Origin of the sequence: uncultured Rikenella sp. (assembly GCF_910577125.1) — a bacterium.
Classification (GTDB): Bacteria; Bacteroidota; Bacteroidia; order Bacteroidales; family Rikenellaceae; genus Rikenella.
Genome location: NZ_CAJTMN010000059.1, coordinates 1 through 13320, shown reverse-complemented (window position 1 = coordinate 13320; position 13320 = coordinate 1). Strand labels below are relative to the sequence as shown.

The window sequence follows — 13320 nt, the reverse complement described above, 5'->3', positions numbered from 1 at the left end:
GGTATTGGGCATCCGTCAAGATTTGCATCCGCAACGGCTACACCATTTCGGACGGTTCCATGTGGTGCGACACCATAGACCTCCTGCGTCATTTTGGCAAGGACACGAACAGCCCGAAATATGTCTGCCCTGCCGACCTCAAAGCGGAACACGACAAGTTGGTGGCAAAGCGGCAAAGGTAGTTGGAGCGGGAGCGTGAACTTAATGTTGAACCTTATTTTCTCAATTTCAATTCCTCAACCTCTTTTGATATGGAATCTACAACATCCTTATTCGCAATTTCTCCACGCAGACTATATACGACAAACACTTTGCCTCCGTATTTTTCAGTGAAGCTGTCGAAGCTGCTCTTCATCCTTTCTGATAAAGAATAACCGCCAAAATTTGCATTGGCGGTAACTGGCTTTATTTGAATGCCTATTTGATAATCGCCAACTTTTGCTACATAATCAATATCTCCGGCATGGTCAAGTTCTGGATCGCTTTCCACGAACTTAATATCCTTGAAAATTTTTGCTAATCCATCATTGACTACAGATTTCTCTCTTTGATATCCATCATATGTGCGATTAATTGTCAGGTTATACACATAGTCAAGACAATCTTGTCTGGTTATATTGTTGATGGCTTCTTGTACTTGTGGTATTACAAGTTCTGTCATCTTTATATAGAGACGTTCTCCAAGTTCGTGTATTGTTTCTTTTGAAATCCGGACAGGTGTTTTACCGGAAGTTTGTGCATTTGCGAAATACCAATCCTCCCATTCTTCAATGGAAGAAGGTTGACATTGGCGTATCAGGTTCATAACTTCCCCTACCTTGTTAGGTCGCGTTAATTGATATAATTGGCAAGCATGATTTAGCAAGAACTCCTTTTTGCCGGCAAAAGTCATTGAGTATATTTTCATAATTATAATATTACATTTTGAGGGTTTGCGCTATTCCACGCTTGTTTTATTGCAATACTTCGTTCATTTATTTCTTGTGCACGTTCATTTAATGACGTAATATAAGTTTCAACTTCTGTTTTGCTATTTGAACGCCAATAGCCAACTTTGGGAATACTTAATATTATATTTCCTTGCAGAATAGCCTCCCTAATAAGCCCTCTTGCTTCTACTTGGTTTCCTCCGGTCGGAAGATTTAATAATCTTGCGATGTCTTCTGCATGAATTGCATTTTGTTTGCCCAAAGGAATAACTCTTAATAAATCATTTATCGGTGCCATATTTTTTATTCTAATAATTTGAAAATTTGTTTCTGTATTTATATTCCATACTTGTATCCACTATCGCCAATTTCTCTTTAAGCAGATGTGCATTGATAAAAGTCTTGTTCTCAAGATACAGGTAACATAAAAGCCTGTTGCTTGAATCATATTTCACCTCATCAAAACGCAGATAGACTTTATGTCCTTTGGTCTTTTTCAGGAGATAGTCGGTTGCCTGCTCTGTTGTTTGTGGATTGGGTTCAACGCCCAAAAGCTTCACTACTAAGCCACTGCTTAACCTTAACAAATTGGGGGCTAACACATCTTTTACAGAATAGTATTCCTCCCGGGCTTCACTATCCTTATCTATCTTTGAACCGAATTGCAGTTTCTTGACATCAATTTTGTTATTCATTTTCAACGGGTCGTGGAATAAATAAGGCAGGCTGGCTGCATTTCCGTTACAGGTATACGATTCTTCGTCTTCCCGTATATTATACAGGCTATGGTTCATAAAAGTCGTATCTATCACTTTTTGTTCATAATATTTGCGAAAACTCTTGTTTATTTCATATCCGATAGAGTTCCTATTCAGGTTCCTTGCTGCCAATGCGGTTGTCCCGCTGCCCATAAATGGGTCAAAGACGGTTTCTCCGACAAAAGAGAACATTCTTATCAGTCGTGCGGGAAGTTCCTCTGGAAAAACAGCAATATGTCCATTTTGCTTAGCCCCTGCAAAAGTCCAATGAGAGGCAAAGAGCTTGTTCCAATCCTCCTTGCCTATTTCCGACAGAGCCTTTTGTTCCTTCGTAGGCACAGGAGCTTTACCTTGCTTTTTGAAAATAAGGATAAACTCATAATCAATCTTCAGTATGCCATTTCGAGGATAAGGGAAGCTACCCATTACAACGCCTCCGCCCGTAGTGTGCATGCTTGTCTGTTTCTGCCAAATAACAGCCCCCATATAATCAAGCCCTATGGTTTCGCAAAATCTTATAATTTCCGTCCTTATGGGAATGACCTTATAACGTCCATAATATACCGAACGCGCAAACTGGTCACCAATGTTTATGCATAGGCGACAACCGTCCTTAAGAATCCTATTACATTCCGACCAGACGAGATTCAGATTGTTTATATAATCCTCGTAATTATCATTAAATCCTATTTGTTCATCACTGCCATAATCCTTTAGTTGCCAATACGGTGGAGAGGTGATTATCAAATGCACAGACTTGTCAGGCATAAGCCGCATATTCCGGCTGTCGCCATTGACAAGTGTGTGCTTGGTTTGTATGTATTCTGCCATTTGCTGCGTGATTTATATTAAATATTTGGTGCAAATTTACATATAAATCGCGAGATTTCTACACCGACAGAATAAAAAGGTCAAGGCTGCCACAAATTATCTGCCATAGCTACCGTGCTTAATGCACAATTATTCGTATATTGAGGGTGTGATAACCAAAAATGTCTCTTACAATGGTGTAGATACTAATTGAAAAGTGCGCCGTATTTTAATTGAAAAGAGCTCCATCCATACTTGTTACAAAAATATATACTATCTTGCGGATATGATTCATTATTAGGTCATGAGGCAGCTTTTTTATGGGTTGCGGCGACCGTCGGGATGGTCGGGTGCGGTTCGCCGCAGCAGGCCTCTGTCGCCGGCCGGGACGAAAACGTCGGGTCGGGGCTCGACACGGGACATTATGTGCGGATCGGCGGTCTGAAATGGAAACGATACAACCTCGGCGCGACGGCGCTTCCGTCCGAAGGGTGGGAGGAGAGTCTGGGTGGCTATTTCTCCTATGCCGACCGGGCCGCGTTCGTGAAGCGGCACTGCGTGAACGGGTGGCGGCTTCCGACCGAGGCCGATTATGAACGTATACGGCCGGCCCGGCAGTTCTGTCAGACCGAATGGGAGCAGACCGACCGTGGAAGCGCCTTTTTTCGGGACAGTATCACCGGAATCACGTATGAAATGGGTCGGGCGGGGCGGAGGCAGTCGTTTCTGCGGATCGTCCAGGGGGCCGACACGCTGGAATTTCCGGCTGCCGGTTATCCGGCCCGGGAGCGGTCGGTGGGGCTGAACGGCATCTATATGACTGCGACGCCGGAGGGACGGGAGTGGGTTCGGGTTTGTTACATGGATCCGTCGTTCGTGAACATCCACCGGTGGGGAGGCAGCGGGCGGATCTCGGTCCGGCTGGTCAGGGATTGATCGTTAACGAAACGCTTTCGATATGATACGTTTTTTGCATTTCACCTCTGTGCTGACGCTTGTCTCGACCCTGTGTCTGACCGGCTGCGGCGAACCGGGGGCTTCTACTGCCGATGGGCTGGCGGTTATCCCTGTCGAACAGGGACTGGGCCGGGAACGGAGGGGCTCGTTGTCTGATTTCGCTGCGGGCGCGGTCGAATATGTCGCGCTGGACGATGCGCCCGAGGCGCTGGTCGGCGAGGTGTACATGCTGGTGTCGTCGGAAACCGGATTCTATGTCACGGAAAAGAGCTATGGGGCGGCCAATAGCGCGGTCAAGTATTTCGACGGCTCGGGGAGGTTCGTTTCCACCCGGGGGCGGATCGGACACGGGCCGGATGAGTATCCGGGGGTGTCGTATCTGGCGGTGGATGCGGAGAACGATCGGGCGTTCGTCTACGGGACGGGCGTGATCGCTTATGACCGGGATAATGTCCGGACGGCGCGCAACGATTCGATCCGGTCGGCCCAGATGGCTTATCGGAACGGGGAGCTGCTGGTCTTTCACTATCCGTCGGGAGAGGCGGAGGCGGACGGGAAACGGGTGCTGTTTACCCGTTATTCAGCGGACGACCTGACGCCTCGGGGCGAGATTCGGGTGCCGGACAAGGGACGGGTGGCGGTGGAGGTCGGATTCCAGGTGCTCTGCGACAACGGGAACGAACTGTGGTTCAAGGAGGAGCTCAGCGATACGATATGTCGTCTGAGCGGCGATTCGGTGCGGCCTGCCTGCCGGTTGGAGATGGGGCGGTATCGATTCCCGGCGGAAAAGATGACGTTCGAGGCGATGAATGAGTGGCCGGATTATTATCGGCTGGTGGATCTGCTGGCCGGGGAACGGTATCTGTTCCTCTCGCTCCAGAACGGTCTGATGGGCGAACGGACGCTGCTGGTGTATGACAGAAGTGACGGGACGTGCTACATCCCGAAGGGAGATGACGGCCGGCCGGGACTGTTCGTGGACGGGGTGCGTTTCACACCGCGGAGCATCCGCCGGAACCGGCTGGTCGGCGAGCTCGATCCGTTGGATTTGCTGGATCGGAAGGAGCGGATCACCGATCCGGCGTTACGGGCGGTTGCATCTGGCGTGACGGAGCAGAGCAATTTGGTGGTGGCGATTCTGCCGCTGAAAGAGTAACGGATATCTTACGATTGTTTGAGCACCACAGCCGGATGGGTTTCCGCCGTGCGGATCGATAGCCATAGCACCGTCCCTCCGGCCATCAGCAACACGATGCCGCCCGCCAGTGCGAAAATCGTCCACGACAGCGGAATCCGGTAGGCAAACTCCGCCAGCCACTCCCGCATGAAATACCATCCGACCGGCACCGCAATAACGAACGATACGCCCACTAATTTCAGGAATCGGCCCAACAGCAAGGCGAGCACCTCTCCGCTCGTCGCGCCGAACACTTTGCGGACAGCCGCCTCCTGTACCCGCTGACGGGTATAGTAAGTGGCTACGGCCAGCAGTCCGAGAGCCGAGATCACGAGGGCGACGCCGGACAGCGTTCCCATCATTCGTGAGAGTTGTGTCTGACGCGTGTACATATCCGCCACCCGGTCATCCAGAAAACGACCGTCGAACACGTCACCCCAGGCCAGTTTGTTATACGCCGTCCGAATTCGTTCCAGAGTGGCGAACGGATCGGCCGGAGAGACCTTGATCAGGACATAATACGGCATCTGCTCGTCCGTCAGCGGTTCGATCATCGTTTCGCCGATCGGTTCCGAGAAATCCAGTGCATGGAAGTCTTGCACCTTTCCCGCGATCTTGAAGGGCCACCAGTCGCAGCCTCGGTATTCCGTTGCGTCGTCGGTCAGGCCGAGGCGTCTCCACGCTGTCTCGTTCAGCCACACTGCATCGGCGTCCGTGACGCCTGTCCGGTGCAGAATACGGAGACCCAACATCTTCATAAATGCCGTATCGACCTGGTAACGGTTGAAATCGTGCGTCACCCCCTCCCGGTCGTCGAACATCTGATTGTTTCCGTAAACCGTCGGATAGCCCGTACAGAACGATACCGACTCGACCCCCGGAATGGCCGCCAGTTCTGTCCGCAGAGGCTCTTTGTCGCTGAGGCTGAAGGTGTTCCCGAAATCACAAGCGACAATATATTCCTTGTCGAACCCCAAATCGCTGCTTTTCATGTATCGCACCTGTCGGGCAACCGTGATCGTGCCGCAGAGCAACACGATCGTAATGCAGAGTTGCAATCCGATAAAGAGGTTGCTGTACACCATCTTGGTTTTCCGCCGGAACGTCCCGCGAACGATCTCGATCGGTCGCACGGCGGCAATCATTCCCGCCGGAACCACCCCGCAAATTACACCCAGTAGGATCACCAGACCGATTATCCACAACCCGTTGCTCCATGTCATCCCCTCCGCAATCAAATCGCGAGAGGTACCCATCATGTCGGCGAAGTATGGTTCGAACAGGGAGGCTATCAACAGCCCGACGCTCAACGAAGCGAAACAAAACAGGATAGTCTCTGCGATACACCCGGCGAACATCGCCCGCCGGGTTCCTCCGAGCAGCCTTCGCATGGCGAACTCTTTGGCCCGGGAGCCGGTTTGGGCGGTCGACAGGTTGATGTTGTTGATGGCGGCAAAGATTAGAACCAGCAACGCTGTAACTCCGAGAATCAGAATGAATTTCGGGTTGTTCGTCCGGGTGTATTCCGTTGCGTCGGGCGAAAAATAGAGCTCCGTGAGCGGCACCAGCTCTAAGTGCTCGTCGTCGCTCTCTTTGAGTGGATTGAAATTCAGGTCGTGTTCAGCGAAAGCATTGATGTCGTCAATCTTTCCGGCCAGATCGGCTCCTGCATGACTCATCAGATAGATCGAGGTGCCCCACGTACCATAGCTTTCCATCAGTGGCCCGGTCTTCTCGAACGGCACCAGGATTGACGGCGTCCGGAGGTGCGAGTTTTCAAAATCGGAGACCACGCCGCAGACAGTATATGAATTATCTCCGTTGATCGTTACATGTTCTCCCAGTGCCGGTCGCGTGCCGAACAGTGCGGTGGCGAAACCGCGCGTCAGTACGATCTCTTTCGGGGTGCGCATCACCTCGTCGGCATGGCCCTCGACCATTGGGAATGAGAACATCCGAAAGAAGTCCGGATCGACCGCCAAAATCTCTTCATTAGCTCCCGTTTCCGGCGTCCGCTGTACCCAACGGCTGAACTGTCGCATGCGGGTCGTCGCTTCGATCTCCGGATAACGTCCTGCCAGATCGGATACCAGCCGGGCCGGGAGTGTAATGTTCTCGGAAGACTGAAGTCGGTAGATCCGATCACAATTGGCGTGCTGCCGGTCGATCGAGGTCTCGCGCCGGATGTAGAGTCCCAGCAGAAGCACGAATGCCAACGATAACGAAAGTCCGAAAAAATTGACCGTCGTGTATAGTTTATTCCGGTTTAGGAAATTGAAAAAGCTTTTTAGAAACATCGGCTATAAGAGTTTTTTTCTTTCGCGATCGATACGGGTTTCATCGGCAGGAAGAGCGGCAGGAAGAGCAGGATCGCGATCAGCGAGAAGAGCATCCCGCCCATCGCGCCCGCGGCGAACGAGAACCAGAACGGTTCGCGGCTCACCACCACGAACGGAACCAGTCCCAGTACCGTCGAAAGCACGGTCAGCAGAATCGGCACGATCTTGCGGTTGTAAGCCCGCAGGTAGGTTGTCAGCCCCGCCCGCACGCCGCTCCGCAGGAAGAGGTTGTAGTCGTTGATGAGGTAGATGCCGGCGTTGACCACCAGACCGCTCAGCAGGACGAACGAGGCGAAGCCTCCCTGGTCGAACCGAAGCTCGAAGAGGTAGAAGGTCAGAAAAACGCCGATGAACGAGATCGGAATCATCGCGATAATCACCAGCGGCTGTCGGAGCGATTCGAAGAGCACCGAGCAGATGAAATAGATGATGACGATCACCAGTCCCAATAGCCAGTACGGTGTTCCGCCGTCGTCACCCCACCAGCCGCCGCCCCGGTCGTTCGCCACGCTGTAACCGACCGGCAGCTCGGCTCGGAGCCGTTCGGTCTGCCGGTCGGTGAAGCGGTTCGCCAGCTCGTAGGAGCCTACGAAGTCGAAAGCCACGATCAGCGAGTATTGCTGGTTGTATTTGTAGATGTTATTGCCCGAGCGGCGTTTGGCCAGCTCGCCCAGCTCCGAGAGCTTGACGTTCCGGTCGCCGACCGTCAGGATGTCGTTCCGCATGTGCCACGCGTCGAAACGCTCCGCCTCGGAGGAGACCAGCACCGCCTGTTCCATCCGTCCGTCGTGGTAGAACGACGGCAATCCCTGGCGGTAGACCTGTTCGCTCAGCGTCCGGTAGTAGGCCGACGGGGTCACGCCGTATAAGGCGAAGCGGTCGAAGTTCAGGTCGAGATAGAACTCCGTTCGGTTGTCTTTCCCGCCGAAGGTGACCCGCCCCATGATCTCCGGGTCGGACACCCGCGGATTGACCGAAATCGAGTCCACTAACTCCTGCGCATAGCGGTAGAGTTGTTCGTAGTTGTATCCCCGCAGCGTAATCCGGTTCGATTTCCATCCCGAACTGAGGCTGTTGTTGAATCCCTGTCCCACGCCGTAGATGCTCCAGTCGGCGCCGCCGAGGCTGATGGCTTTCGAGGTGGCGAGGTCTTTCAGCCGGAAGGTGAAGCCCTGCCGGTCGGCTTCGGGTCGGAAGGTCACGGTGATCTGCCCGTTGTCGTACCCCGTGATCGAGGTGCGGAACATGTCGATCTCGTCGAATCCGCTCAGGAAGTTCTCCATGTCGCGCATCGTCTCGTTCAGCTGGTGGACGGTGCACCCCTCGGGCAGCCGGGCGCCGATGATCAGCCGTGTCCGTTCCGGATCGTTGTAGAAGTTCGAGTTGTAAACCTTCTTGGCGAAGAGCCGCATCGAACCGCCCAAGGCCCCCTCGACCCACTCCTTGGCTTTCTGCTGGTAGAAGTTGCTGCCGATCGTGGCGTTGTAGGCCCGCACCCAGAGGGTCGAATCCCGGGCCGGTTCGTTTTTGTGTTCGATTTTGGCGGGCAGCAGCTGGACGGGCAGGCCGAATCCTAAGATGACCGCCGTGATATAGACCCACCGCCACCGCCGGCCGTGTCGCAGGAAGCGGGCATAGAGGGCCGTCATCCGTGCGGCGCGCCGTTTCCCGCGGGTGCGGAAACGGCGGGGGCGTTTCGAACGCTGCCGGCCGTAGATCGGGCTTTTGTCCAGCAGGGCGGGGATGAAGAAGACCGAAATCGCCATCGAGACAACGAGGTTGATGACGATGACGGCGCAGAAATCGGCCAGATTCTCGCGCTGGCTCTCGGGCAGGAAGAGGACGATGCTCAGCGCGCCGATGGTGGTGAGCAGGGCGCCCATAATGGCCAAAAAGACGCGCCGGTTGCGGAACCGGCCGTAGTGGTCGATCATGATGATCGAGGTGTCGATGATCATCCCGAGCGAGACGGTGATCCCGGCCAGCGAGTAGAGGTGGATCTCCAGCCCGAAGAGGTTGTAGAAGATGAAGGCCACCAGCACGTTGCAGGCCAGCGTCAGGACGATCATCCACAGATACCTCCAGCTCCGGCTGGTGAGGAAGACGAAGAGCAGCAGGATCAGCACCGACAGCCCCGTCCGCCAGTAGATTTTGCTGAGCTCGCCCCGGATGTAGACCGAGGTGTCGTCGGCCAGCAGGATGGCGTAGCCCGGCGGCAGGGAGGCGCGGATCTCCTCCACTTTCGCTTTCAGGGCGTCGGTCACCACCAGCGTATTGACGTGCTTCTCGGCATAGATTGTCAGGTTGATGTTGTTCAGCCCGTTGATCCGGTAGTAGGTGTCGGGCAGCTTCTGGCGGTGTTCGACGGTGGCGACTTCGCCCAGCCGAACGATCCGGCCGCCGTAGTTGCCCACTTCGATCCGCTCCCACTCCTCGGGCGGCACGGGGCGCGGACGGAGCCCGAGGCGGATTTGTTGCGGTTCGCCTGTCCGGTTGTCGGTCTCGATCGTCCCGATGCCCAACTGGTCGTTCCGGGCCAGCTGCTGAAAGGCGTTCCGAATCTCCTGGCCGGTCATTCCGAGCGTGGCGCAGCGGTTCGGGTCGAAGGTCACGACCCACTCGAACGGCGTGGCGCCGGTCACCGAGACCTGTCGTACCCCTTCGATCCGCGAGAGGGGCTCGGCGATGTTCTTTTCGGCGTACTGCTCGATCTGCCAGGTGGGCAGGTCGGCGTTGATGGTGTAGGTGAGCACCGGCGAGGCGCTCTCGCCGTCCATGCCGGTCGAGAGCTGGGGGTAGGAGACGCCGTCGGGCAGCGAGGGGTAGAGCTGCCGCAGCCGGGACGAGATGTCGAACCGGATGGCGTCCATCCGGGCCTCTTTCTTGAAGCTGAGGGAGACAGTGCCGCCGTCTTTGTAGGAGGCGGAGTGCATCTCGCGGATGCCGGAGATGGAGGCGAGGGCGCCTTCGACTTTCGAGGTGACCTCCTGCTCCACGACCCGGGCCGAGGCGCCCGGCCAGCTGAACCAGACGGTGATCCCTTTCTGGCTCACGCCGGGGGCGTATTGGATGTGGAGCAGCGGAATCATGGCGATCCCGATCACCATCAGGGTCGCCATCACCAGAATCACGGTGAAGGGGGATATGCGTCGTATCGGCGTGCTCATGACCGGGGAGAGGTATGTCGCCTGTCGCGTCGGCGGTAGATGAGGTAATAGAAGATCGGGATGAAGTAGACGCTGACGATCGTTCCGAAGATCATCCCGCCGATGATGGCGAGCGACAGCGGCCGCTGGAGGTCGTTCCCCATCCCGCCCGAGAAGAGGAAGGGCAGGATGGCCAGAATGGTCGTGAGCGAGGTCATGACGATCGGTTTGAGCCGCCGGTCGCCGCCGGTCAGCACGGCGCGCAGCAGGCCATGGCCTTCGCGCCGCAGCCGGTTGAAGGTGTCGACTTTCAGGATCGAGTCGTTGATGACGATCCCGCTCATCACCACGAGGCCGATCAGCGACATCAGGTTGAGGCTCGACCCGCAGACCCACAGCACCAGCAAGGCGCCCGAGATGTCCACGACGATTTCGGACATGATGATGAAGGGCTGTACCAGCGATTCGAACTGCGAGGCGAGGATGAAGTAGAGCAGCAGCAGCGAGACGACGAGTACGGTCACGAGCTGTTTCAGGGTGTCGCGGCTGTCGAACCAGCTGCCCGAGAAGCCGACTTCGAAGTTTCCGTTGCGTTCCGCCGCGCGCCGAACGACGGCCATCGTCGCCGGCACCTCTTCGTCCGTCACGTCGAGGTGCAGGGGATAATATTCTCCCTCGGCGCCCGAGACGATGCTCCGCAAATCGCGGTCGGGGCTCTCGGTCAGGAGAAACGAGACGGGTATCTCGACTTTATCGCCCGACAGCACGGTGTGGGTGGCGAGCACCTCCCGTACGGTCTGTTCCGCCGCTCCTAACGAAACGGGCAGGGAGTATTGCCCCTGTCGAATCTCCAGAATCCGGTTCTCGTTGAATGCGCTTTTCAGGGTGTAGTAAAGGTCGTTGTAGCTCACCCGGTAGAGCGCCATCCGGTCGGGGTCGGCGTAGAGGGTGATGTGCTCCTGCCAGACGACGGGCTCGATCCGCACCCTCGGCAGGCTGTCCCGAAGGGCCGCCAGCAGCGGGTTGAGCTTGTCCGGCTCGGCGCTCCCGGAGGTGGGACGCAGACGTGCCGTCAGGGTCGCGTCGTTTTCGGAAAAGATCATCTCGAAGATATTCCCGGCCTCTTCGGTCTGGAAGGCGGCCTCGGGGAACTCCCGCTGCACGTACCGCTGCGCCCGTCCGACGACGGCCGCCAGGGAGTCCGGATCGTTCACGCGCACATAGACCAAGGCTTCGTTCCCGCCCGTCTCGCGGGTGTGCGAGAGGACGAACTGCTGCCGGCCGGCCAGTACAGTGGCATGCTCGGCTCCCGCTCCCAGCTCGCCGACCAGCCGGTCGGTCCGGCGGCGGTTCTCGGCGGCTGTGATCGGCTGGTTCCAGTCCACGTGCAGAATAATATCCTCTTTGTCCATCTCCGGCATGGTGCTCTTGTCGAGTTTCCGATAAAACCAGATACCGGCTGCGGTGAATCCAGCGACGGCGAGCCACACGAACCGCTGGTGCCGGAAGACCCACTTGAGGCTCCGTTCGTACGCCCCGGCCATGTCCCGGACGCCGATTTTCTGCAAGATGCGGTTTCGTCCGCGCTGCTCTTTTCCGCGATAGAGGAGGTGGTAGTAGACGGGGATGATGGTCATAGCGACGATCAGCGAGGAGACGAGGCCGATGGTCACGGCCATCGCCTGGTCGTAGAACATGGCGCCGGCGATGCCGCTCAGGAAGATCAGCGGCACGAAGATCGAACAGGTGGTCAGCACCGAGCTGAGGAGGGCCGAGAAGACTTCGCCCGTTCCGACGACGACGGCCTCTTTCATCCGTTCGCCGCGATCCCACCGTTGCGAGATGTTGTCGATGACGATGATCGAGTTGTCGACCATCATCCCGAGGCCGAGCATCAGCCCGGAGAGCGAGATGATGTTGATCGAGATGCCGAGGAGGAAGAAAAAGAGCAGCGACACGAGCAGCGACAGCGGAATGGTCAGCGTGATGAGCAGCGGTGCGCGGAAGTCCTGCATGAAGAGGAAGATCACGAGGCAGGCCAGCACGGCTCCCACGATGAGGTTGCTTTCGAGGTTGCCGATCGAGTAGTCGAGCAGCTGGGTCTGGTCGCGCGTGATGGTGAAGTCGATGTCGGGGTAGTCGCGTTCGAAGTGTTCGACGAGGCGGTTGATTTCGGCCTTGAGGTCTCCCATCCGGGCGTCGGACTGTTTGATGACGGCCATGGTGACGGCTTCGCGGCCGTCGGAGAGGACGATTCCCTGCCGTTGCTGGGGCTGTTCGACCACGGCGGCGAGTTCGCCGAGGCGGAAAAGCCGGCCTTCGATGAGGAGCGGAATCTGTTCGATGTCGCGCCGGCCGGAGAGGGTGGAGTTGAACCGGATGTTGTATTGGTACTGGCCGTCCCGGACGGTCAGGTTACCCATGTTGATGTGGTTGGCCTGAATGGCGGCTTCGAGCTGCGAGGGTTCGATGCCCAAGGCTTCGAGCCGCGCGGCGTCGGGTATCACGATGAGTTCGGGGTAGAGGCGGCCGCTCATGTCCACGAAGGCGACCTGAGACAGCTGTTCGAGCCGTTTGGCGATCACGGTGGCGGCGAAGTTGCTGAGCTCGATCAGCCGGTTCTCGCGGGCCCGGTTGTTTGTCGCCGGGCTGCCGGTCTCTTGCCTGTCGGACAGGGTGAGGTTCAGATAGAAGGCGGGAATATCGGTGGCGCTGGCTTTGACGACGGTGGGGCGTTCCACCTCCTTGGGCAGCGAGCCCATGGCGCGGTCGATCCGCTCGTTGACGTCGATGAAGAGGTAGTCGATGTCGGAGCCGTAGTCGAATTGCAGAAAGATCAGTCCGGCGCCGTCCTTGGCTTCGGCGGTGATCTCGCGCAGGTGGCCTGCCTGCATGAGCTGCGATCGCAGCGGGGCGATGACGGAGGCCTGAAGCTCCCGAGCGGGGGTGTTCGGGGCGTTGATCCGGACGGTGATCTGCGGAATGTCCACTTCGGGCATCAGGGAGATGGGTAGCAGTCGCGAGGCCACGATTCCGAGCACGACCACGGCGATGGCGCACATGGTCACGGCTATCGGACGCTCTATCAGTCTGCGAATCATAACTTATCGGATAATCTTTTTGTTTTTGCTGTTTTTATCCGGGAGTGAACTGTTCTCTTTGTGAACAAAGAGAACCAGAAAAACTTTAGAGGATGCTTACGCA

8 protein-coding genes and 1 pseudogene are annotated in these 13320 nt (G+C 56.3%); 3 read left to right on the top strand and 6 right to left on the bottom strand.

Annotation, left to right across the window (positions count from 1 at the left end; all coding sequences use genetic code 11):
* Positions 1-176 (top strand): annotated as a pseudogene (locus QZ292_RS07140) (PcfJ domain-containing protein); the annotation flags it as partial.
* A gap of 38 nt (positions 177-214) precedes the next feature.
* Here QZ292_RS07140 and QZ292_RS07135 read toward each other — a convergent pair.
* Genes QZ292_RS07135 through QZ292_RS07125 form a run of 3 tightly spaced genes read right to left on the bottom strand, consistent with a single transcriptional unit; the run spans position 215 to position 2518 of the window.
* Positions 215-907 (bottom strand): MjaI family restriction endonuclease, encoded by a 693-nt coding sequence (locus QZ292_RS07135; protein ID WP_294599874.1) that lies wholly within the window; start codon positions 905-907, stop codon positions 215-217.
* 2 nt (positions 908-909) lie between these two features.
* Positions 910-1227 (bottom strand): hypothetical protein, encoded by a 318-nt coding sequence (locus tag QZ292_RS07130; protein ID WP_294599872.1) that lies wholly within the window; start codon positions 1225-1227, stop codon positions 910-912.
* 10 nt (positions 1228-1237) lie between these two features.
* Positions 1238-2518 (bottom strand): DNA methyltransferase, encoded by a 1281-nt coding sequence (locus QZ292_RS07125; RefSeq protein WP_294599869.1) that lies wholly within the window; start codon positions 2516-2518, stop codon positions 1238-1240.
* Positions 2519-2752: 234 nt separating this feature from the next.
* On the opposite strand from QZ292_RS07125, the gene QZ292_RS07120 reads away from it, so the two are divergent.
* Together QZ292_RS07120 and QZ292_RS07115 are read left to right on the top strand one after the other, a co-directional pair.
* A complete protein-coding gene (locus QZ292_RS07120; RefSeq protein ID WP_294599866.1) occupies positions 2753-3433 on the top strand; it encodes a hypothetical protein in 681 nt (226 codons plus the stop codon).
* A gap of 22 nt (positions 3434-3455) precedes the next feature.
* A complete protein-coding gene (locus tag QZ292_RS07115) occupies positions 3456-4610 on the top strand; it encodes a 6-bladed beta-propeller (RefSeq protein WP_294599863.1) in 1155 nt (384 codons plus the stop codon).
* An 8-nt stretch (positions 4611-4618) separates the two neighbouring features.
* On the opposite strand, the gene QZ292_RS07110 is transcribed toward QZ292_RS07115, so the two are convergent.
* The 3 genes from QZ292_RS07110 to QZ292_RS07100 are packed head-to-tail and all read right to left on the bottom strand — an operon-like array spanning position 4619 to position 13217.
* Positions 4619-6928 (bottom strand): ABC transporter permease, encoded by a 2310-nt coding sequence (locus QZ292_RS07110; protein WP_294599860.1) that lies wholly within the window; start codon positions 6926-6928, stop codon positions 4619-4621.
* On the bottom strand, positions 6919-10137 hold the full coding sequence (locus QZ292_RS07105) for an efflux RND transporter permease subunit (RefSeq protein WP_294599858.1): 3219 nt from the start codon (positions 10135-10137) through the stop codon (positions 6919-6921). The genes QZ292_RS07110 and QZ292_RS07105 overlap by 10 nt, the downstream gene beginning before the upstream one ends.
* Entirely contained in the window at positions 10134-13217 is a 3084-nt protein-coding gene (locus QZ292_RS07100; protein WP_294599855.1) for an efflux RND transporter permease subunit, read from the bottom strand. The genes QZ292_RS07105 and QZ292_RS07100 overlap by 4 nt, the downstream gene beginning before the upstream one ends.
* Positions 13218-13320: the final 103 nt, after the last annotated feature.